Genomic DNA, 21441 nt, shown 5'->3' on the forward strand with positions numbered 1-21441 from the left:
GGACCCCGAACCAACATGTGGAAATAGAAATGCCGCCCCCAAAAGGGAGCGGCTTTTGTATTTTCGGTGCGGTTTATCTGTTAATCCGCGACGGCCATACCTTTTACGCCAGCAAGTTCCTGCATCCGGTGTTGCAACTTTTCGAAAGCGCGCACCTCAATCTGTCTAATCCGTTCGCGGCTCACATTGTATTCGCCGCTCAAATCCTCAAGCGTGATTGTCTCGTCTGACAACCGCCGCTTCATCAGGATATCCTTCTCACGGTCATTCAATACGTCCATCGCTTCGGCCAGCATCTCGCGGCGCGTCTCAAGCTCGTCGCGTGCCTCGTAGTCCCCCGCTTGATCGGCGTCCTCGTCCTCTAGCCAGTCCTGCCATTGCATTGTCCCCTCGCCCTCGGAGCCGACAGTCGCGTTGAGCGAGGCATCCCCGCCCGACATCCGCCGATTCATCGATATGACCTCGGCCTCCGTGACGCCCAATTGGGTTGCGATGGTCGTAACATTCTCGGGTCGTAGATCGCCTTCTTCCAGCGCGCCTATCTTATTCTTGGCCTTGCGCAGATTGAAGAACAGCTTTTTCTGGCCCGATGTGGTGCCGAGCTTCACCAGTGACCATGACCGCAGGATATATTCCTGAATCGAGGCCCTGATCCACCACATCGCATAAGTCGCAAGGCGGAAACCCTTTTCAGGATCAAAGCGTTTAACCGCCTGCATCAGGCCAACGTTGGCCTCCGAAATTACTTCCGCTTGCGGCAACCCGTAACCACGGTAGCCCATGGCGATTTTCGCAGCGAGTCGCAGGTGGGAGGTGACCATCCGGTGTGCAGCGGCTGTATCTTCCTTCTCCACCCACGCTTTGGCGAGCATGTATTCCTCTTCCGGCTCCAGCAACGGGAACTTCCGGATTTCCTGCATATAGCGGTTGAGACCGCCTTCGGGCGTTGGTGCCGGCAGATTTGCATAATTGGCCATGGTGTTCGTCCCTTCCTTGGCGCCCTTCTTTTACAAGCATGTAACAGAGCTTAACATCAATATGGGATTGCCGGTCTTGCCTTACAAGATCGGAGATCACCGTTTTGCTTACAGTTACACAACAAAGAGGAAGGCAAAACGATCCATCAAATTCTTCACAGTCTTGTGCAATTTATGACAGGTATCAGGCCCGTGTAGGCTCCAGCGCGTCAAGCAATTCGGTCATATCCGCAGGAAGGGGCGCCTCGAACCGGATCGCCGCTCCACTGACGGGATGCACAAACCCCAGAACGGCTGCGTGCAGGGCCTGACGCGGGAACTCCTTGATCCTCTGCGCGAGAGTTTCTGGCAGTGCCGCGCGCGCCAGCTTCCGCTTGCCGCCATAGGTCGGATCCCCGACCAGCCCGTGACCCGCATGTGCCATATGCACACGAATCTGGTGTGTGCGCCCGGTTTCTAACCAGCACTCCATCAACGCCAGTACGGGCGGCGTGCCGAACCGCGCAACCGTGCGCGCCCGCGTGACCGCATGACGCCCCGCATTGAAAATAACCGCCTGCCGCTGCCGGTCGGTTTTGTGCCGCGCAAGGCCGGTGGTCATCTTGAGGATATTTCCCGCCTCGAAGTTGACTCCCTTCACTCCGCGCAAGCGCGGATCATTCGCATCTGGCACGCCGTAAACGAGACAACGGTAGTACCGCTCGACCGTATGCGCCTCGAACTGCTTTGCCAGCCCGTGATGCGCAGCATCCGATTTCGCCACGACCAAAAGGCCGCTGGTTTCTTTATCGATCCGGTGGACGATTCCCGGGCGCTTCATGCCGCCCACGCCCGATAAATCGTCACCACAATGGGCCAGCAGTGCATTGACCAGCGTGCCAGAGGGCGATCCGGGTGCGGGGTGTACGACCATGCCAGCAGGCTTGTTAATCACCACAAGGTCAGCATCCTCGAATATAATCTCGAGCGGTATATCCTCGGGCAGGATGTGGCTTTCCTGTGCTTCCTCTACATCGATGTCAATCTTTGTGCCTTCGCCTACAACAGCACGTGGATCGCGTTGGACCTCGCCATTCACAAACACCACGCCCTGATCAATCAACTTCATCAGGCGGGTGCGCGAAAGGTTCGCATCCTCTGGCACATCACGGGCAAGCGCCTTATCAAGGCGCGGCGGGGGTGTTTCCCCCAAGATAAACGATATACGGCGGTGCGACATGGATGAACTTCCCGAACTTACCGATCTGGCAGAGCCGGCAAACCTGCGTTTTTTGCGGCGCATGGTCACGGTCCTGACAACGGTCATGGTTTTTGGGGTCGTAATCGTTATCGGCCTGCTTGTCACGCGCCTGACCAGCGATATGCCAATTTTGCCGAGCGAGATCACATTGCCCGATGGCGCAAAGGCAATTGCTTTCACACAAGCCCCTGATTGGTATGCGATCGTAACAGAAGCAGGCGAGATTTTGGTGTATGACCGGATGACTGGCGCGCTACGACAAACTGTTGTGGTGGACTGAGGGAAATATGGGCTGACTGATATTCCATCAAAGGTGAGCCGAGTTGCTTAAGCAAAGTACCCTGTATCCCACACATTCAAAAAGCATTAATTTTTGAAGGTGGTACCGGAGGATGGTTTCGAACCAACTACCTCGTGGACCACAACCACGCGCTCTAACCGATTGAGCTACTCCGGCACTGCGGTGGTGATTAGAGGGCTACTGCGCGCCCGTCAACTCCTATTGGCAGGGTTTTTTCATCCATTCGCCCGGCACTGAGTATCAAATGCAGACTTTGCACGCGCGCACCTACTGTGGCCGCCGCATCGTCTGCTCGATCAAATCCTGACCGAACGAGACAATTGCCTTCTGATCGATGACCTGCCAACCGTTGCGCAGATAAAGAGTACAGGCTGCTGCATGGCTTTCATGGGTTCAAAGCTGCTTCTCGTGATAGCCCTGCGGCCTCACCTATGCCGTGCGTGTGTCCGGCATTCGGCCCTCCCTCTCCCCAAGCAAAGGGCGGCTGGTGCCAAATGGAACAGGCGCAACTATGCTCTGCTACCGTCCAACCGCCCACAAAAAATCCAGTCGAGGCGAACACCACCCTACCATGCGATCCAAACCCGCTCACGCTTGGGGTCGTAGCCAGAGATATAGTCATCTAAAATCTGGCCTACCCGAACGCCAAAAATTCGCATCCATGCCCTCTGACCGGCAGTATTGCGCGATGTGGCGATCCATTATCCAATCACGGTCGCCGGGGAGAACGTGCGCAAATCAAACTTGCTCGTGGCAAGATCCTATCCCCGCACCACTTGCCATTCAAGCGCGCCGGCGCTAGCGATATCTTCGGATCAGATAAGGAAATACCGCCATGGGTATCAACGACGAACGCGATATTGAAGCCAACCTGCAAATCGGGCCTACAGACAAAGGCATGGTGCGTCTGTTTATTGAAGGCGCAGGCATCGAAATCCCGATGGATTTCACCCCCGATGAGGCCCGCGAGATCGCCGAAGAGATCACAGCCGCCGCAAAAGCCGCCTCGCAGATGGGCGGAAAAAAACGCCGCTGAGACTTGTTATTTGGGATGACACTGCGCTGTCAGTCACTAATCTCGGTCCGGGTTCATTTCCGGGTCGCGCATTAGCTGTAAGCGTCGCGCGGCTGTCGTTGCAAATTTCTGCACCATGACCTTGCGCCGCGCCGGCGCCAGTTTCGCCTCCGGTGCCATACGTAAAATCTCTGCTGTATATCCGTCCGCAATGATCAAACCCTGATCATCAGGCAATAGTTCGACTGGAAAATGCTCGTCCACGGCGAAGAAAAACCTGTCCGCCCACTCCAGATAACCCTGCCATTTACAATCCGAGGTGAAGTCGACACGGCTCGATTTGCACTCAACCACCCACACCTCTCCTTTGGGTCCCAAGGCCATTACATCAACCCGCAAACCGCGCGCGGGAATTACCTCCTCCACGCAGGCAAAGCCGTAGCTGGCCAAGTGGCGCGATACGCCGCGCTGCAACAGCTGGCCGGGTTGGAGGATAGAACGCTCGATCATCCCCAATATTATGAACATATCGTGAACATGCACAAGCCCTTGTCTGCCTTGGCCTTTTGCCCCGCAGCGCTTATCTGTTAACTTCTCAACGATAGGATTCCCGCATGAGCGATCTCGAAGACCCCTCCACCCGCGCCCGTGGTGTGCGCTACGCGCGCGAGCTTGAGGGTCACCTGACATGGCTCGACACCTTCTCCGGCACCGCCCTTGGCGTGTTGGCTGTGGCCTCGGGGATTTATACCTATCTCGGGGTTTCATCGCTTCTGGATGATAACGGGGCTATGTCTGCCTTTGCCGCAATTGCGTATTCCGTGGCCGTATCGGTGGGGATCTTTGTTTTCTGGTCCTACATGCTACGCCTGTTCCCTGCAGTGCGCGGCGCACGCGCGCGGGTGGGCCTAATGGGCGCGATGGCGCTTGGATCGCTTGCGATTATCGCAATGTCGAGCTGGCTGAATGCGGCGGCCCTAGCAGGATCCGCAGCCGTCGAGCAGCATCTGGCAAAGACGGTGCAGGATTATCAGGTCTCGCTGGAACGTGCGCACGAAATTGCCCTGTCAGCACAAGGGCTTGAACGTGACGTGGCTCGCGTGCGCCAGTCTTTCGAAGATCTGAGCGAACAAGAGGCCACCGGCGATCTATCAGGCCTTGCCGGACGCGGTGCCGTGTTCCGTGTCCTGCGCCAAAAATCATCCGAACTGGCCGGGCTAGAGGCGCAGATCGCCTCCCAGACACCGCTCGTGAATGCCGCCTTCACCGAAGGGAATGCGATCCTGAGCCGGATGCGCGCACTCACCGTTGAGGCAGGCCCCGTCGAGGCACGCTCGGTCGAGTTTTCCGAACAAGCCGTCCGCCTTGCCGGTCTCATCACACAAATGCGCCAGCTCTCTGTGGCCTCACTGGTGGAGCGTGCCGCGCAAGACCTCTCTGCCTCGGTTGTTCTGCCAGAGCTTGACGGCCGCTCTGCCCAGATCCGTAATGACCAGTCTGCTACGATAACCTCTGTCCTCGAAGTCCTGTCCCAGCGCGCGCTAACGCTGGCCCGCGCTGCCCAAGCGGTAGAGGCCCTGCCGGCGCCGCCCGAAACCACCTACACCCCTATTTCTTCGGCCGATGCCGTAATCCTCTATGCGCGGAACTTCATTCCTTCATGGGCTGGCGCAATCGCTATCGACCTGTTGCCCGCCGTACTGGTTTTCATCCTTGCGATCACGCAATCCGCAATTCGCGCAGGCCGTGAAGGCACTGCCGTTGAGGATAGCATGACACTGGCCGAATTGCGCGCGGCCATCGCCGTCATGAAGGAAATGGAAGACACAATGAAGGCCGGCGCGCCTGTTCCTGCGTCGCTCCCATCCCCTCCTCCCGTAAAACCCGGTGCGCAATGAGTGACGCCCCAAAACGCAATCCGGTCGCCCGTGTTCTGATGGGCGTCCTCGGCTTCCAGCTTGTGTTAGGAGGCCTGCTGTTCGTGGGAGACCTGCAAAACGGCTTCTCGCTGCCGCGATTGGGTCCAAAATCACCCAATCTGTCGGAGCCTGTGCGCCCGGGCGACCAGACCCGCCGCTTTTCTCCCAGCCGCAGCGTGCCAAACAGCGGTGAGCCACTACCGGAGCGTCTGACGCTCACTGTGGTGTCGGGTGGTGCTGGCATCTTGCTTGAGGGTGAGATCGCGGGCGGAGACGCCCCTCGTATCCTGAAGCAGATAGAAGAACTTCCAACACCCCCCACCCGTGCGATCCTCAACTCTCCGGGCGGCTCGGTGCAGGACGCGCTGGAACTTGGCCGTGCATTACGCCTTGCAGGGCTGGAGACGGAAATGCGGGACGGCGACATCTGCTACTCCGCCTGCCCATATCTGTTGGCAGCAGGTACAAAACGGTCTGTCCCCGAGACAGCCTTTGTCGGCGTACACCAACATTATTTCGGGGAAAACACCTTGCTACCAGCCTTTGTCGCAGTTGAGGACATCCAGCGCGGTCAAGGGCTGGTTATGCGCTATCTCGACGAAATGGGTATCGACCCGCTGGTCATGCAGCACGCATTAGTTACACCACCCGATGACATTTATGTGCTGCTGCCCGAAGAACTGGTGCGATACAAATTTATTGCGGCCCTCCCCCAGTGATACCCCTTGCCGTGGAGCATCTACGCTCCTATCTATGAGGAGTGGCGGGTTCTGCCCTGCGCGACTGACGTTACATTCCAGTGGCCTTAAGCAAATCCGAGGGAGCTGGCTCTGTCATAGCCCTGGTTACGTTAACCGGCGCCCACCTGTACATACAGGTCCTCGGGAATACAACCGACCCGGCAACGGCGGTCCCGCCACACCTTATTTTAGTGATTTTATATAGCGTTCAGCGCTGAGTGGAATGAGCCAAGTGTTCAGTGGCAAATGTCCGTGGTCGAGCAATAGTCTGTAAAGTCTGGGATTGCCCTGATCGAAGCCGCGTTAAAACGCTTCTGGGCGCGCCTCGCGGGCCATGTGGTCCAGCACTGCGTTTACAAACCGCGCCTCTTTGCCATCCGGAAAAAATGCCGATGCCAGATCGAGATATTCAGCGATCACGACCTTCGGAGGGGTGGCCTCATCGCGCAGCTCGGCTCCGGCGGCACGAAAAAGTCCGCGCAACGTGGGATCAATACGCCCGAGCGGCCACTTGGCCACCAAAGCGCGGTCGGTAATCTGGTCGATTGATGCCTGATGAGCGATAGCATCCTCAAGAACACGGGTGAAATGCGCCTCGTCCCCCTCCAGCATCTCTTGCCCGTCCATCATCTCGCCAAAGCGATGGTCGAGGAATTCCAGCCGCACCTTGTCAATGGACAGATTCGAATGCTCCATCTGGAAAAGCGCCTGCACCGCATAAAGCCGCGAAGCCGATCGCATCTTGCGTTTCATGTTGCCGGTCATATTGCTGGTGCGGTCAGGCGTGGTCATAGGGTCGTGTTTCCATCCAATGATCCGGCCATGATGGTATCCGCGCCTTGCGGCTTGAACCCGATGCCCGATGGTGAGGACGACCACTTACGAGCCAGTGCCACCAGATGCAAGGCCGCCAATGCCGCCCCGCCACCTTTGTTCTGGCCGTCCGGATCGCTGCGCACGTCAGCCTGCGCCTTGTTCTCGACTGTCAGAATGCCGTTCCCGATGCACAAACCCTGAAGCCCTAACAACTGGAGCGCACGGGAGCTGTCGTTACACACTGTCTCGTAATGGGTCGTCTCACCCCGAATTACGCAGCCCAAGGCCACGAACCCATCAAAATTACTATGCCGGTCGGCGATACCGATTGCGGTAGGGATTTCCAGCGCGCCGGGCATCTCGACCACTTCAAAAGTCGCGCCCGCTGCCTCGAGTGCGGCCTTCGCCCCGCTCAGTAGACCCTTTGCGATATCGCTGTAATAAGGCGAAACCACGATGAGAATTTTCACAGGCTTGTCGAATTCCGGTGCAGGTAAAACGGTATGCTGAACAGATGCGGCCATTGTTTCTACTCCTGCGTAATCGGGCGGTGGCCCACAATTTTGAGGTTATAGGCCTCAAGCCCTGTGTATTTTGTTTGTGGATTATCCGTCAGCAAAATCAATTCATGAACACCGAGAGCTGCCAATATCTGCGCGCCCAACCCTGTTCGCTTGATCGTGCGCGGGGCCTCATCATCCTTGTCGAGGCGCAGTCGCGGGTTCGGCTCGCGAAACAAGAGCACCGCACCGCGCCCTTCTTCGGCGATCAGACGCATCGCCCGCGGTAATTCGTCCGGCGCACTGGGGCCAAGACCCAGCACATCTTCAAGCGCGTTGAGCGCGTGGGTGCGCGTTAGCACCGGTGCACCATCGCCAATCTCGCCCTTGCTCAGCACAACATGATCGGTACCGGAAATCTGGTCCTCAAACACCCGCATCCGCCAATCGCCGCCATCATGCGCCGACACAACCATGCGGTCGTCCCGCTGGACCAGCATGTTATCGTGTTTGTTGCGGTAAGCGATCAGATCGCTGATGGTACCGATCTTCATGTTGTGCTCGGCAGCGATTTTCACCAGATCAGGCAGGCGCGCCATGGTGCCATCTGGCATCATAATCTCGCAAATCACCCCCGCCGCCGTTAGTCCGGCCAACCGGCTGATATCGACCGACGCCTCTGTGTGGCCTGCGCGCACCAGCACACCACCGTCGCGCGCGCGCAGCGGGAAAACATGACCCGGCGTCGCTATATCGGCTGCACCGTTTTCGGGATCAATTGCTACCGCTACGGTTAGGGCACGGTCCGCAGCAGAGATACCAGTTGTGACGCCCTCTCGCGCTTCGATGCTCACGGTAAACGCGGTCTCGTGTCGCGAAGAGTTGTTGGTCGCCATCATCGGCAACTCAAGCGTATCAACGCGATCCTGCGTCATCGGCAGACAGATCAAACCGCGACCGTGGGTCGCCATGAAATTAATCGCATTTGCATCCGCGAACTCGGCGGCAATTACGAAATCACCCTCGTTTTCGCGGTCCTCATGATCCACCAGAATGTACATCTCGCCTGCGGCACAAGCGGCGATTATGTCTTCGATCGGTGAAATGGCATTTGCCAGCTCGGCCTCGACAGGACCGGGAGTTTCAAAGCTCATCACGAGGCTCCTTTATATCTGGCCTTTGCAGTACCGCACACACGGCCCCATGACCAGAGCAACCGCAGCGTCACAGCGCGCCTACGTCATCTCGGCCAGCCGCGACACATAGCGGGCCAGTGTGTCGATTTCGAGGTTTACACGATCACCTACCGCAGTGTCGCCCCATGTGGTCGACAGTTTGGTATGCGGGATGAAATTGATGCCAAAGTCACAGCCCGCAACTTCGTTCACCGTGAGCGAGGTACCATTAAGAGCAACCGAGCCTTTGGGCGCAATAAACCGCGCCAGCGCCTCAGGCGCACGCAATGTCACGCGCGTGCTGTCACCCTCGTCGCGCATGGCGATTACTTCGGCCACGCCGTCCACATGACCCGAGACAATATGCCCGCCCAACTCGTCACCCACGCGCAGCGCCCGTTCAAGATTGACGCGTTTGCCTGTTTTCCAGTCGCCCAGGTTGGTCATATCCACCGTCTCGCGGCTCACCTGCACCTCGTACCAGTCAGGCCCCAGATCCACGACCGTCAGACACACACCGTCGCTGGCAATTGACGCCCCCATGTCGATGCGACCGGTATCATATCCACAAGTGATCCGCGCGCGCAGATCGCCCTCCTGATGAAGGTCGGCTATGGTTCCGATATCGGTGATAATCCCCGTAAACATTTATGTTCCTCCGGTTTAGGGTGCGCAGGCCATTATAATAGCCTTATTCTCGACAAGGTTTTGAGACTAAATAAGACGAAGAGCAACCAAGGAAAGCCCACCATGGCACCGCACGCCCCCGACAATCGGGTATTTTTGTTCCTGCAAGGGCCTCATGGTCCCTTCTTTAACCGCTTGGGCAAAATGCTCAGGGCGGCAGGCGCGGATGTGTGGCGTGTAGGTTTTAACGCAGGCGACCGCGCATTCTGGTTTCATCCGCGCACCTATATCCCTTTTCGCGGCACGGTCGAGGACTGGCCCGCAACCTTCCAGAGCCTTCTAACTGATAAATTAGTAACAGATATTGTGCTATACGGCGATACGCGGCCAATCCATGCACAAGCGGTGGCACAAGCCCGCGCACGTGGCCTAACGGTCCACGTATTCGAGGAGGGCTATATGCGTCCCTATTGGATCACGTATGAGCGCGACGGCACCAACGGCAATTCGCGCCTAATGGATATGTCGATTCCGGATATGCAAAAGGCGCTCGAGAAATCCGATATGGAGGCTCCCCTGCCTCCCGGCCACTGGGGCGATATGCGCCAGCACATTTTTTATGGCGCGCTCTATCATTGGTTCGTGATGTTTAGAAACGGTGATTACCGCAATTTCCGCCCCCACCGTGATTTGCCCGTAACAGCCGAATTCGCGCTCTATCTCAAGCGCCTCTTGTTGATGCCGTTTCAGGGGATTGAGCGGCGGATCGAAACGCTGCGAATCCGCTTGGGTGGCTTTCCCTACCATCTCGCCCTGCTCCAACTCGAACACGACAGTTCGTTCCAAATGCATTCGCCCTTCACTACCATGAGCGATTTTCTCGAAGAGGTTATTGCAGGCTTTGCGAAAGGCGCGCCCCGCCATCATCATCTGGTCGTTAAGGCCCATCCGCTGGAAGATGGCCGCGCGCCTGTGCGCCATGACATCCGGCGTCTGGCAAAAGCCTACGGCGTGAGCAAACGCGTCCATTTTGTGCGCGGTGGCAAACTAGCACAGCTTTTGAATGATGCGCGCACTGCCGTGACGGTAAATTCCACCGCAGGCCAACAGGTGTTATGGCGCGGCATCCCGCTCAAGGTCTTTGGCCGCGCCGTTTATGACAAGCCCGAATTTGTCTCCGAGCAGTCGCTGCCCGAATTCTTCCAGACTGCAACCCGACCCGATAGTCGCGCCTACAAAGATTTTCGCCGTTATCTTCTGGAGACAAGCCAACTACCCGGTGGATTTTACTCGGCACGCGGCCGCCGCCAGCTGATGCGTCAGGTCGTAGATATGATGCTTGGCCCTGATGATCCCTATGATGCACTCGATTCAGGCACCGCCCCCCCGCGCCAGCAGTTGCGGCTCGTGAACTAACAACCACAACCCCTTGTGCCTTCAGCCGAATCCTGGCCCTCAACGCGGCAGCAATGCCACACATTTCACACCTCCCCAGCCAAAACTCGTAGCCTTTGGTAGATTTTGCGGCACAACTCCGATAGGGTCTCTCTTAATACGTCGAAACAATCGGCGATTTTGAGGCAGAACATAGGTCGAGGAGACCGGGCAGTGAAAACCCTTAGCATCCGGTGGGCTCGCCCCATCGCAGTCGTTACGGCCTGTGCCGTGATGGCCTCTTGCGGATTGCCGCAGGTAGGTCCAAATAAACGCCAGATTTATTCAGGCTCCGTTCAGCGCGAAGGCGACGCATTTGTCGTCGCAGTCAATGACCGTGTCACCCGTGCTACCGCTGTGGTACCGGCACTTGGTTTCTCGTCCGCGTTCAAAAATGCCGGCACACTTGGCTCCGATACGATCCGCGCTGGTGACGTGCTTGGCATCACCGTCTATGAAAACGTCGATGACAGCCTGTTGGGCACCGAAGGCGCACCCGCCACGCTGGAAGAAGTACAGGTCGACGGCGCCGGCTTTATCTTCATACCCTATGCAGGCCGGATCAAGGCGGCGGGAAATTCTCCCGAAGCCATTCGCCGCATCATTACCGCAAAACTTGCCGATCAAACCCCCGATCCACAGGTCGAAGTACGCCGCGCCGCCGGTGACGGATCGACCGTGTCATTGGTCGGTGCCGTAGGCGGTCAGGGCGTCTTCCCTATCGAGCGTCCGACCCGCTCGCTAGCAACCATGCTGGCGCGTGCAGGCGGCATTACCATCTCTCCGGAGATTGCACAGATTACCGTGATCCGCGGTGCAGCGAGTGGCAAAATCTGGTTTGAAGACCTCTACAAATATCCTGAACTGGACATCGCCCTGCGGGGTGGTGACAAAATCCTCGTCGAGCAAGATACCCGCTCGTTCACTGCGCTCGGCGCCACGGGTTCTCAGGCCCGTGTCCCGTTCGAGACGCAGAACCTCTCCGCGATCGAAGCTATTGCACAAGTGGGCGGCCTGCTTGCCGCCTCCGCCGACCCTACTGGCGTGTTTGTGCTGCGCAACGAGCCGGAGGAAGTGGCCGAGCAAGTGCTCGGTCGTAACGATTTGGAAGGGACACAGCGCCTCGTCTACGTGCTTGACCTGACAGAGCCGAATGGCATGTTTATGGCGCGTGATTTCGTGATCCGCGACGGAGACACCCTCTACGTCACCGAAGCGCCCTTCACGCAGTGGAGCAAGGTCATCACAGCCATAACCGGCACCGCAACCTCTGCTGGCAGCATTACCTCACTGTCCGGCGGCTGACACGATGGGCCTTGGTCCTGAAATATATCACGAAAGCGCCGCCGGTTCGACGAAGGACCGGCGGCTTTTCGTCTATAATGGCGGGTTCCTTACACAAGAACGCATCCGCCGCATCCTTCAACTGTCAGGCTATTCCATCCATCTGGGTCTGCCCGCACGCGAAGGCGATGCCGTCGCCGTTTGGGGCAACTCGCCCACCGCCCACCGCGGAGAGGGCGTAGCCATCGCCTGTGAGGCGCCCGTTGTACGCATCGAAGACGCCCAACTTCGCTCACTCTTTCCGGGCCGCGACGGAGAGCCGCCCCTAGGCCTTGTGATCGACCACCGTGCCGCGCATTTTGACCCTTCCAAGCCTTCTGACCTCGAGGTGCTGCTGGCCACACATCCGCTTGATGACACTGCCCTGCTCAACCGTGCACGCACTTGCATTGCGCGGATCAAAGAGGCGCATCTGAGCAAATATGCCGCGATCCCACTCGACACGCCTGTCCCTCCAGCTGGGTATGTGGTGGTCATCGACCAGACGGAAGGCGACGCTTCGGTCACCGCATCGGGCGCCGACCGCACGCGATTCCTTGAAATGCTGTATTATGCGCAAGAGGAACATCCCGGTGCGCGCATTTTGATAAAAACCCATCCCGAAACCGCCGCAGGCCACAGAACAGGTTATTTCCGCGATAGCGATCTGAACGAGCGAACGCAGTTCCTGAGCGACCCGATAAGCCCCTACGCCCTGTTCGAGGGTGCACTTGGCGTTTATACCGTTTCCTCAGGCTTGGGCTTCGAGGCGATTTTCGCAGGCCACAAGCCGCGAGTCTTCGGCCAACCTTTCTATGCCGGTTGGGGCCTGACCGAAGATGCCTTCGAGATCCAGCGTCGCCAGCGCATCCTGACCCGCTCGCAGCTTTTTGCCGCGGCAATGATACTCTATCCGCGTTGGTATGACCCCTACCGCGATACCCTGTGCACCTTGGAGACAGCGATCGACACACTGGAGGCACAGGCGCGCAGCTGGCGCGAGGACCGCCATGGCTGGTGCGCCACAGGTATGAGCGGGTGGAAGCGCGACCACTTGCAAAAATTCTACGGCGGGTACCGGCCGCTTGTCTTTGCCGATGCACCAGTGGATATTTCTGACCGTCCACAAATGGTCTGGGCCAGCAAAATCGGCGCAGAGGTCAAAGGGATCACCCGCATAGAAGACGGTTTCATCCGCTCTCGCGGCCTTGGCGCTTCATTGGTCCCCCCCCTGTCATTGGTGACCGATGATCTGGGTATCTATTATGACCCGGACCGCCCCTCGCGGCTCGAGCGGATGATAGAAGGCCGCGCTACAGCGCGCCTTGATCAGGAATTACGCGCCGCCCGATTGATCAAATCGCTGATTGCGGCGGGCTTGAGCAAATATAATACCGGAAATCCCCCCGGTGCTCTGCCTGACGGTCACCGTATCCTTGTGTGTGGACAGGTGGCCGACGATGCCTCTATCCGGAGGGGGACCAGCGACGTGACGACAAATCAGGCCCTTCTCGACACGGTGCGCGCCGCCCATCCCGATGCAATAATCCTCTACAAGCCCCATCCGGACGTTGAAGCGGGCCTGCGGGAGGGCGCCCTTTCCAATCCCGCCGCAGCCGACCAGATTATCACCAAAACCGATCCTTCCGCCCTACTGGCGCAAGTCCACGAAGTGCACACAATGACATCGCTGATGGGGTTCGAGGCACTTCTCAGGGGCATTCCCGTCACAACCTACGGCGCGCCCTTCTATGCGGGCTGGGGGCTCACAACCGACCTGTCCGACGTCCCCCCGCGCCGCCGCGCACGCCCCAGCCTTGAAGCTTTGGCGCATGCCACACTCATCGATTATCCACGTTATTTCGATCCGAAGACAGGCTTGCCGTGTCCAGCTGAAATCGCAGTACTACGCCTCGTCGAAAATGACCTGAACAAGCCAAGCCTCGCGAACCGCACCGTTTCAAAGTTACAAAGCAAATTCCGCCGCTACGCACACCTGTGGCGCAAGTAGTCAGGCGCGCCTGCGCACCCAACGGTGCAAAACATCCGGCCCCACAACCTGTGTCTCGACCAGATCAAACCGTGGCGCCTGCCCCAGGCGAGCCAGACCCGTCGGGCCAACTCCAGCGAGCCCCTCGGCACCGATCACGACGCCGGCGGTAAACCCTGCCAGATGATCCACCAGATCCGCACGCAGCAAACTTGCTGCGATCTCCGATCCTCCTTCGGAGAAAATCCGCGTCAAGCCGTGCGTGCCGAGCTTCTGCATCACATCAATCATATCAAGCTGGCCACCGGCGGTGCGGCAGCTGATCAGCACTGCCCCCATGCCTGTCCATGCATCCACCAGCGCATCGGGCGCATCAGCCCCATGGCACAGGATCAGCGGCACATCCGCCGCAGTCTGCGCCAGCTTTGCGCTCAGCGGAATATCCAACCGGCGCGAGATGACTATCCGCGCAGGCTGTTGCACAATTCCCATATCGCGCACTGTCAACGAGGGATCGTCGGCGCGCACCGTACCGCCACCGACCATTACCGCATCATGTACGTTGCGCATCGCATGCACCAAACGCCGCGCAGGGCCTTGAGTGATCCACTGGCTCTCGCCCGTCGCCGTGGCAATACGCCCGTCAAAGGACGCGGCAAGCTTGAGGGTGACCATTGGCCGCCCCTGCTCTAGCCGGCTGAAAAATCCGGCATGATCCTGAAGGGCTTCGGCCTCCATCACGCCTGTCACAACACTGACCCCTGCAGCGCGAAGCATCGAAATCCCGCGCCCCGCGACACGCTCGTCCCTGTCGCGCACGCCAATGACCACCCGCGCCACGCCTGCATCAATCAAAGCCTGCGCACAGGGCGGTGTCCGGCCATGGTGCGCACAAGGCTCCAGCGTGACAAATACATCAGCCCCCTTGGCGGCACTACCAGCCTGCGCCAATGCCTCCGTTTCGGCATGCGGGCGGCCCGAAGGCGCGGTCCAGCCGCGCCCCACAATCATTCCATCCGATACAACAACACAGCCAACCGCAGGGTTGGGCCAGGTTTTGCCCCACCCCCGCCGCCCCAGCGACAGGGCCAGCGCCATGTAGCGCGCATCGCTCAACTCTCAGGCTCACCGGCAGTTTGTGGCCGCAACTCTGCTACGAATTTGTCGAAGTCATCAGCTTGCTGGAAATTTTTGTAAACACTGGCAAAACGCACGTAAGCAACGGTATCAATCCGCGCCAGCGCCTCCATCACAATCTCGCCGATCTGTTTGGAGCCAACGTCCGTCTCTCCCATACTCTCCAAGCGGCGTACAATGCCACTGATCATCTGGTCGATACGTTCAGGCTCTATCGGGCGCTTCTGCATCGAAATCCGGATTGAGCGCTCCAGCTTGTCACGGTCAAAATCTTCCCGCTTGCCGGAGGATTTGATCACAACCAGATCGCGCAACTGAACGCGCTCGTAAGTTGTAAACCGGCCTCCGCAAGCCGGGCAAAACCGCCTGCGCCGGATGGACACATGATCCTCCGCCGGACGGCTGTCTTTTACCTGAGTATCAATATTTCCACAAAACGGGCAGCGCATTGGCCTGTCCCCTTATTCCTGATCCGCCTCTGTTGTGGGATCACCGCCCCACTTATCCACAGGTATAGGGGAAGCCATAGGTTTTGGGTAGTCTAGAAATTCCCTACAACATAAGGGGTCTGGCGGGGGACATTGCAGACGCCGAAACCAATATGCTGCGTCAGCAAGTCAACAGCCCACAGCCATTTTATCAGCTGGTCAGAAGCGGCCGCCAGCCCGCTGTAACTTGTGATCCGCGCAAAAACCAAAGGCGTGCCCGACGCTCAGGTTTGCACCAGCACGGCCCAAAGACCCGCCCACAATCACCGTCGAAGAGGGCGTCAGACCATTGGGATCAAGGGTAAATGTGACGGGACCGCGCTGCCCGAACCCGCGCTTTCTATCTTCGGCGATATAAAGGCGTTGCGCCCCTGTAGCTCCTTTGACAGATCGCGCATAATCAGCAGCACCACACCAGACGCCACGCGCCCCGATCCCGGCGTCGCCTGTGACATTGAAACCCTTACCAACGGCTGCAACTGTCACACCGTTTCGCGCGGTGAACTCCTGCGCCGACAGGGGCGCTGCGGTCAAGATAAAGACCGCCAAAAACTTTGATCGGATTTTCACGTTCAGTCCCTTCCGGGCAGATTGAGAGAAATGTCGAAGTCTTCCTTGCGGCAAAACTGGCGCGCATGGGCAACCGGAAGGCCCAGACCCACCTGCGATGTGCCGATCGTGATCGACTGAAACGGCCCTTGGCTCAAGGTTGAGGGATCAATTGTGAATACCACCGAATTGCGGCCCGGTTCCACGCGGGAGGGTCCCCGCGCCTCGCTGATGTAAACACGGCTCGTCGCACCCAATCGCCGCTCGGCGTATTCTGCCGCGGCACACCACATGCCCTGAGGTCCTTCGCCCCGCGCCTCGATGACCGCGAATGAAGTGGCACTGATCGGTACAACGTCCAGATCATTTACAGATCGGAACACATGAGTATTGGCATACGCAGGCAGTGTCGACGCAAAGGCGGTGGCAACAATTGCCGAGTATAGAAACGATCGTCGCATAGTAGGCTTCTCCTCTAAGGGGTAATCCATAGATAGCCCCCCTCACCCGCAGGTCAAAATCAAAGCCCCGTGAAGAGCAGACTGCCTTCCTTAATGTTCACTCCAACAATCAGGTTTGACGTCAGGCACGCACCTCACGCCACAATGTACCGCAGGCATAAAAAAACCCTGCCCAAGTTGACCTTGGACAGGGTTTTTTCCGAACAATGAGCTTACTGGTCGAGGAAACTGCGCAGCTTGCGTGAGCGGCTCGGGTGCTTGAGCTTGCGCAATGCTTTGGCTTCAATCTGGCGGATACGCTCGCGTGTTACGCTAAACTGCTGGCCCACTTCTTCCAACGTATGGTCCGTGTTCATGCCGATACCGAAACGCATCCGCAGCACACGTTCTTCACGCGGTGTGAGGCTGGCGAGGACACGTGTGGTGGTTTCCTTGAGGTTTTCCTGAATGGCACTGTCCAAGGGCAGCACCGCATTCTTATCCTCGATGAAGTCACCAAGCTGGCTGTCTTCCTCGTCACCAATTGGTGTCTCAAGCGAAATCGGCTCCTTGGCGATTTTCATCACCTTGCGGACCTTCTCAAGCGGCATTTGCAACTTTTCGGCCAATTCTTCCGGCGTTGGCTCCCGGCCAATCTCGTGGAGCATCTGGCGGCCTGTGCGCACCAGCTTGTTGATCGTCTCGATCATGTGCACCGGAATACGGATCGTCCGCGCCTGATCCGCGATGGAGCGAGTGATCGCCTGACGGATCCACCATGTCGCATAGGTCGAGAACTTATAGCCGCGGCGGTATTCGAACTTGTCCACGGCCTTCATCAGACCGATGTTACCTTCCTGAATAAGATCAAGGAATTGCAGACCACGGTTCGTGTATTTCTTTGCGATGGAAATAACCAGACGCAAGTTAGCCTCGACCATTTCCTTCTTCGCCTGACGGGCTTCTTTCTCGCCCTTCTGGACCTGCTGCACGATGCGGCGGAATTCGGAAATATCAAGACCCACATACTGGCCCACTTGCGCCATATCAGTGCGCAGCTCGGTCACTTTGTCCGCGGAACGCTCGATAAACATTTGCCAGCCACGACCGGCCTTGTCGCCCATCCGCTCCATCCAGTTTGGATCAAGCTCGTGACCACGGTACGCCTCTACGAATTCGGAGCGGTTGATCCGGGCCTGATCCGCCAGCTTAACCATGGCAGAGTCGATCTGCATGATGCGCCGGTTGATGCCATAGAGCTGGTCGATCAGCGCCTCGATGCGGTTGTTGTGCAGATGAAGGTCATTCACCAACAGCACAATCTCCGAGCGCAGTTTTTGATAGGCTTTCTCGTTTTTGGCAGAGAAAGTACCGTCTTCGTTCAGCTGGGCAGAAATCCGGTTGTCCTGCATCTGGCTCAGCTTGACGTAATCATCTGCAATCAGGTCGAGCGCTTCGAGAACCTGCGGCTTCAGCGCAGCCTCCATCGCGGCCAGCGACATATTCGCCTGCTCGTCTTCGTCCTCGTCATCATCATCGTCTGTTGAAATCGCATTACCGTCCGCATCCAGCTCCGGCTGGCCGTCCGACTTGCTCTCGACGGGAGCGCCGACGACGGGCACGACAGGCGCGGTCGCGCCCTCTTCGCCCATTTGGGTGCCGAATGTTGCCTCGAGGTCGATGACATCGCGCAGCAAAATATCTTCGGAAAGCAATTCGTCACGCCAGATCGTAATCGCCTGAAACGTTAGCGGACTCTCGCACAGGCCCGCAATCATCGTATTGCGACCAGCCTCGATCCGCTTTGCGATCGCAATCTCGCCTTCACGCGACAACAACTCGACAGAGCCCATTTCGCGAAGGTACATCCGAACCGGATCGTCCGTACGGTCGAGTTTCTCAGAAGTACCGGACCCAAGCGTGATTTCTTTTGGACCATCGGTGGTGGCAATATCGGTGCCGCCCTTGTCTTCGTCCTCGCCTTCTTCGTCCTCGATGATGTTGATGCCCATTTCGGACAACATCGACATCACGTCCTCGATCTGCTCCGATGACACCTGATCGGGCGGCAGCACGGTATTGAGCTGGTCGTAGGTGATGTAACCCTTTTCACGGGCATCACCGATCATCTTTTTCACAGCAGCTTGGGACATATCCAGCGAGTGACCGGAATCCTGATCGTCACGCTTTGTGTCTTCGTTGGTGTCTTTCGCAGCCATAAAGAGCTCCTATCTGTCCCTAAGCGAATCACCGGCAGGCGATTCGTTTTCCGAATCATGCGGGGTTTGAGGTGATTCTTAAACCCGTATCCTAATTTTTCCGCTAATTGCGGAGATTTGGTAACCCGCGCGCCACAATTCCGGCCCTCGTGTCACAAACCAAGCCCCTGTTAGGGCCTCTTTTTTCCGCCTTTGGAGAAGTCGATCTGGTCGAACATGCTCCGGCTTTTCGCCACCTGCTCGCGATCGAGCCGTGCACCATTATCTGCTATTACATATTCTGCTTTGTCTTCCTGACCAGCGCGCTGCGCTAAATCTGCTGCTTTTGCCGCCTCGGCAAGGCGCCATGTCAGGCCTTCATCCGCTTCTCCGGTCAAATCATCCGCTGCGTCCTGCACCTCGTCCTTAAGACCGCGCACCGCCGCCAGCTTGGCCAACTCCTCGGCGATGGTCATTTTAGTGATCTCGATGTCGCCCGGCTTTCTAATGCAAGGCGTTATTGCGACATGGCGTTGACCCATAAGTGTTTCAAGGGCATCCGCACCCAAATCCGCCGCAATTTTCGCACGCAACACCGCCACGCCTTCACCTGCATTGTTCAGAACCAGATCGCGCAGCCGGCGATGGTCCCCGTCCAAACAGGCCATCCTCTCCAGCCCGCTCTCGAAAGACTCAACCAACTGAGGGCAGCTGATGCAGGCCGCCAGAATGACTGCTTCACGCAGATGATCCGTGGCCCGCGAATCCGCTGCCGTTGCAAGCATGGATGCTTTTGCCCCTGCAGACGGTCCTTGCGGCGCTTTGCTTCCCCATGGCTGGCCCCATTGTCCGCTGCTGCGCGGCTGTGCCACACGCATGCCGCCGCCGGCTTTGGGCTTGGACCGGAAAAGGTCCCAGCGCATTTCCTTGAGTGCCTGTTCATAATGACTGCGAATGCTTGGATCTTTGATCAGCATTGTTTTTTCACGCAGAGATTTGTCCAGTGCCGCCTTGCGCTCGGGGCTGTCGAAATTCTTGCCCTCGATCTCGCGGCTCCACAACAGTTGGACCATCGGCACCGCCTGATCCAACAGCGTCTGCACCGCACCGGCCCCGCTTGATTTCAGCAGATCATCAGGGTCTTTACCCTCCGGCATCATAGCAAAGCGCAAGCTCCGGCCTGCTTCCAGCAGCGGTAGCGCCAGATCAATCAGTCGCAATGCGGCGCGCTGCCCCGCCGCATCCCCGTCGAGGGTAATTATAGGCTCGTCGCTTATCCGCCACAGCATCGCCAGCTGGTTTTCGGTAATGGCCGTGCCAAGCGGCGCCACCGATGCACCAAATCCCGCCTCGCTCAGCGCAATTACATCCATATATCCTTCGGCCACCAGCAAGGGCTGTCCCTTGCCCGCGGCAACCCGCGCATCCTTGACGTTATAAAGGCTGCGGCCCTTGTCAAAAAGTTCAGTCTCGGGCGAGTTAAGGTATTTCGCCTTGTCTTCGGGGTCCATAGCGCGACCGCCAAATGCAATTGCGCGCCCTCGCGCATCACGGATCGGATACATGATCCGGCCCCGGAATGTGTCGTAGGGCTTGCTTCCCTTGTTAGATGGCTTGGCCAGACCCGCGCCTATAATCAGGTCATCGGGAATATCCTTACCCTTGAGGGCATCCCACAATCCCTGCCAGCTGTCGGGCGCAAAGCCGATTTCCCAACGGTCACAGACCTGCTGCGGCAGGCCGCGCCGCTCCAGATACTCCCGCGCGGCACCAGCAGCTCCCGTGCGCAGTTGCAGGCGAAACCATTTGACCGCCAGCTCCATCACATCGGCCAGATCCTTGCGCACATCGGCCTTCTCAACCGCACGCGGATCGCGTTCGGGCATGGGCATCCCGGCTTCGCCGGCCAATATCTCGACTGCCTCCATAAAGGTCACATTCTCCGTCTCTCGCACAAAGGAAATCGCATCCCCCTTGGCGTGACAGCCAAAGCAGTAATAAAATCCCTTGCGGTCATCGACGTGGAAACTGGCAGACTTTTCCTGATGGAAGGGGCACGGCGCCCACATGTCGCCCTTACCCTGGTTGGATTTGCGCGCATCCCACACGACTTTTTTGCCCACAACCTGTGACAGGCTGGAACGGGTGCGCAACTCATCTAGGAATCCGGGTGGAAGGCTCATACCGTCCAATATGGGCAGCGCAGGCTCAGAGTCCAGATGCGCCGCCCATTGCTACGGTGCTTATTCTTGCGCCAGACACATCTCGTTCCATGCGGCCTTGAGATCGGCTTTGCGCACTTCGCCCATTTTCATGGTATAAACCCAAGGAGTCACCAGTGGCACAATCGCATTATATTTTTCGGGCCACTCAGGCGTTGTGCCTGCAATATGTTCGGCCACTTCACGCTCGCCCACGCGGGCGACACGCGCCGCCTGCACCGCAGCGACAACATCCCCCTGATAACCGCAATCCTCGATTCTCACGGTTTGGGCAAACAATGGTGTCGCCACAGCGACAGATAAAATAAAACTCAGTACACGGATCATTACATTCTCCAGAACAATAACTC

At 57.9% G+C, this 21441-nt stretch carries 21 protein-coding genes and 1 tRNA gene; 7 read left to right on the forward strand and 15 right to left on the reverse strand.

Annotated elements, in window-relative coordinates; genetic code table 11:
* Positions 1 to 80: 80 nt before the first annotated feature.
* Positions 81 to 977 (reverse strand): RNA polymerase sigma factor RpoH, encoded by an 897-nt coding sequence (rpoH, locus tag C8N30_RS01840; RefSeq protein ID WP_025062791.1) that lies wholly within the window; start codon positions 975 to 977, stop codon positions 81 to 83.
* 184 nt (positions 978 to 1161) lie between these two features.
* Positions 1162 to 2196: an RluA family pseudouridine synthase gene (locus C8N30_RS01845; RefSeq protein ID WP_025062792.1), complete on the reverse strand. Its 1035-nt coding sequence runs from the start codon at positions 2194 to 2196 to the stop codon at positions 1162 to 1164.
* Between C8N30_RS01845 and C8N30_RS01850 the strand changes: the two genes are divergently transcribed.
* Positions 2195 to 2497, forward strand: a complete 303-nt coding sequence (locus tag C8N30_RS01850; RefSeq protein WP_025062793.1) for a DUF6476 family protein — start codon at positions 2195 to 2197, stop codon at positions 2495 to 2497. The two genes, C8N30_RS01845 and C8N30_RS01850, sit on opposite strands and share 2 nt — an antisense overlap.
* A gap of 100 nt (positions 2498 to 2597) precedes the next feature.
* Here C8N30_RS01850 and C8N30_RS01855 read toward each other — a convergent pair.
* Positions 2598 to 2674: transfer RNA gene (locus tag C8N30_RS01855), tRNA-His, on the reverse strand.
* Positions 2675 to 3353: 679 nt separating this feature from the next.
* Here C8N30_RS01855 and C8N30_RS01860 point away from each other — a divergent pair.
* Positions 3354 to 3554 carry a DUF6324 family protein gene (locus C8N30_RS01860; protein ID WP_025062794.1) on the forward strand — a complete coding sequence of 67 codons (201 nt, stop codon included), beginning with the start codon at positions 3354 to 3356 and terminating at the stop codon, positions 3552 to 3554.
* Between the two features lie 36 nt (positions 3555 to 3590).
* Here the strand turns inward: C8N30_RS01860 and C8N30_RS01865 are convergent, their stop codons facing one another.
* The gene (locus C8N30_RS01865) at positions 3591 to 4061 is read right to left on the reverse strand and encodes an MmcB family DNA repair protein (protein ID WP_025062795.1); all 471 of its coding nucleotides are present in this window, start codon (positions 4059 to 4061) and stop codon (positions 3591 to 3593) included.
* Between the two features lie 86 nt (positions 4062 to 4147).
* On the opposite strand from C8N30_RS01865, the gene C8N30_RS01870 reads away from it, so the two are divergent.
* The gene (locus C8N30_RS01870; protein WP_025062796.1) at positions 4148 to 5431 is read left to right on the forward strand and encodes a hypothetical protein; all 1284 of its coding nucleotides are present in this window, start codon (positions 4148 to 4150) and stop codon (positions 5429 to 5431) included.
* Positions 5428 to 6171 (forward strand): COG3904 family protein, encoded by a 744-nt coding sequence (locus tag C8N30_RS01875; protein WP_025062797.1) that lies wholly within the window; start codon positions 5428 to 5430, stop codon positions 6169 to 6171. The genes C8N30_RS01870 and C8N30_RS01875 overlap by 4 nt, the downstream gene beginning before the upstream one ends.
* A gap of 324 nt (positions 6172 to 6495) precedes the next feature.
* Here the strand turns inward: C8N30_RS01875 and nusB are convergent, their stop codons facing one another.
* The 4 genes from nusB to C8N30_RS01895 form a co-directional block, all read right to left on the reverse strand.
* A complete protein-coding gene (nusB, locus tag C8N30_RS01880) occupies positions 6496 to 6984 on the reverse strand; it encodes a transcription antitermination factor NusB (protein ID WP_025062798.1) in 489 nt (162 codons plus the stop codon).
* Positions 6981 to 7532, reverse strand: coding sequence for a 6,7-dimethyl-8-ribityllumazine synthase (locus C8N30_RS01885; protein WP_025062799.1), 552 nt, complete (start codon positions 7530 to 7532; stop codon positions 6981 to 6983). The genes nusB and C8N30_RS01885 overlap by 4 nt, the downstream gene beginning before the upstream one ends.
* Before the next feature lie 5 nt (positions 7533 to 7537).
* On the reverse strand, positions 7538 to 8662 hold the full coding sequence (gene ribB, locus C8N30_RS01890; RefSeq protein ID WP_025062800.1) for a 3,4-dihydroxy-2-butanone-4-phosphate synthase: 1125 nt from the start codon (positions 8660 to 8662) through the stop codon (positions 7538 to 7540).
* An 81-nt stretch (positions 8663 to 8743) separates the two neighbouring features.
* The gene (locus C8N30_RS01895) at positions 8744 to 9331 is read right to left on the reverse strand and encodes a riboflavin synthase (RefSeq protein ID WP_025062801.1); all 588 of its coding nucleotides are present in this window, start codon (positions 9329 to 9331) and stop codon (positions 8744 to 8746) included.
* A 102-nt stretch (positions 9332 to 9433) separates the two neighbouring features.
* On the opposite strand from C8N30_RS01895, the gene C8N30_RS01900 reads away from it, so the two are divergent.
* The 3 genes from C8N30_RS01900 to C8N30_RS01910 all read left to right on the forward strand — a co-directional run bounded on the left by C8N30_RS01900 (position 9434) and on the right by C8N30_RS01910 (position 14078).
* Complete coding sequence (locus C8N30_RS01900; protein WP_025062802.1) at positions 9434 to 10726, forward strand: capsule biosynthesis protein; 1293 nt, start codon at positions 9434 to 9436, stop codon at positions 10724 to 10726.
* A gap of 192 nt (positions 10727 to 10918) precedes the next feature.
* Positions 10919 to 12049, forward strand: a complete 1131-nt coding sequence (locus C8N30_RS01905; protein ID WP_025062803.1) for a polysaccharide biosynthesis/export family protein — start codon at positions 10919 to 10921, stop codon at positions 12047 to 12049.
* 4 nt (positions 12050 to 12053) lie between these two features.
* Positions 12054 to 14078: a capsular polysaccharide biosynthesis protein gene (locus C8N30_RS01910; RefSeq protein ID WP_025062804.1), complete on the forward strand. Its 2025-nt coding sequence runs from the start codon at positions 12054 to 12056 to the stop codon at positions 14076 to 14078.
* Here C8N30_RS01910 and ribD read toward each other — a convergent pair whose 3' ends face one another.
* The 7 genes from ribD to C8N30_RS01945 all read right to left on the reverse strand — a co-directional run bounded on the left by ribD (position 14079) and on the right by C8N30_RS01945 (position 21418).
* Entirely contained in the window at positions 14079 to 15155 is a 1077-nt protein-coding gene (gene ribD / locus C8N30_RS01915) for a bifunctional diaminohydroxyphosphoribosylaminopyrimidine deaminase/5-amino-6-(5-phosphoribosylamino)uracil reductase RibD (protein WP_037968388.1), read from the reverse strand. It abuts the gene before it with no gap.
* 14 nt (positions 15156 to 15169) lie between these two features.
* The gene (nrdR, locus tag C8N30_RS01920) at positions 15170 to 15643 is read right to left on the reverse strand and encodes a transcriptional regulator NrdR (protein ID WP_025062806.1); all 474 of its coding nucleotides are present in this window, start codon (positions 15641 to 15643) and stop codon (positions 15170 to 15172) included.
* Positions 15644 to 15841: 198 nt separating this feature from the next.
* A complete protein-coding gene (locus tag C8N30_RS01925; protein WP_025062807.1) occupies positions 15842 to 16252 on the reverse strand; it encodes a hypothetical protein in 411 nt (136 codons plus the stop codon).
* 2 nt (positions 16253 to 16254) lie between these two features.
* Positions 16255 to 16692, reverse strand: a complete 438-nt coding sequence (locus C8N30_RS01930; protein WP_025062808.1) for a hypothetical protein — start codon at positions 16690 to 16692, stop codon at positions 16255 to 16257.
* Positions 16693 to 16904: 212 nt separating this feature from the next.
* Positions 16905 to 18890, reverse strand: a complete 1986-nt coding sequence (gene rpoD / locus C8N30_RS01935; protein ID WP_025062809.1) for an RNA polymerase sigma factor RpoD — start codon at positions 18888 to 18890, stop codon at positions 16905 to 16907.
* A 170-nt stretch (positions 18891 to 19060) separates the two neighbouring features.
* Positions 19061 to 21052 (reverse strand): DNA primase, encoded by a 1992-nt coding sequence (gene dnaG, locus C8N30_RS01940; RefSeq protein WP_025062810.1) that lies wholly within the window; start codon positions 21050 to 21052, stop codon positions 19061 to 19063.
* Between the two features lie 60 nt (positions 21053 to 21112).
* Positions 21113 to 21418 carry a hypothetical protein gene (locus C8N30_RS01945; protein WP_025062811.1) on the reverse strand — a complete coding sequence of 102 codons (306 nt, stop codon included), beginning with the start codon at positions 21416 to 21418 and terminating at the stop codon, positions 21113 to 21115.
* Between the last annotated feature and the right edge of the window lie 23 nt (positions 21419 to 21441).

This window comes from Sulfitobacter guttiformis (assembly GCF_003610455.1).
Classification (GTDB): domain Bacteria; phylum Pseudomonadota; class Alphaproteobacteria; order Rhodobacterales; family Rhodobacteraceae; genus Sulfitobacter; species Sulfitobacter guttiformis.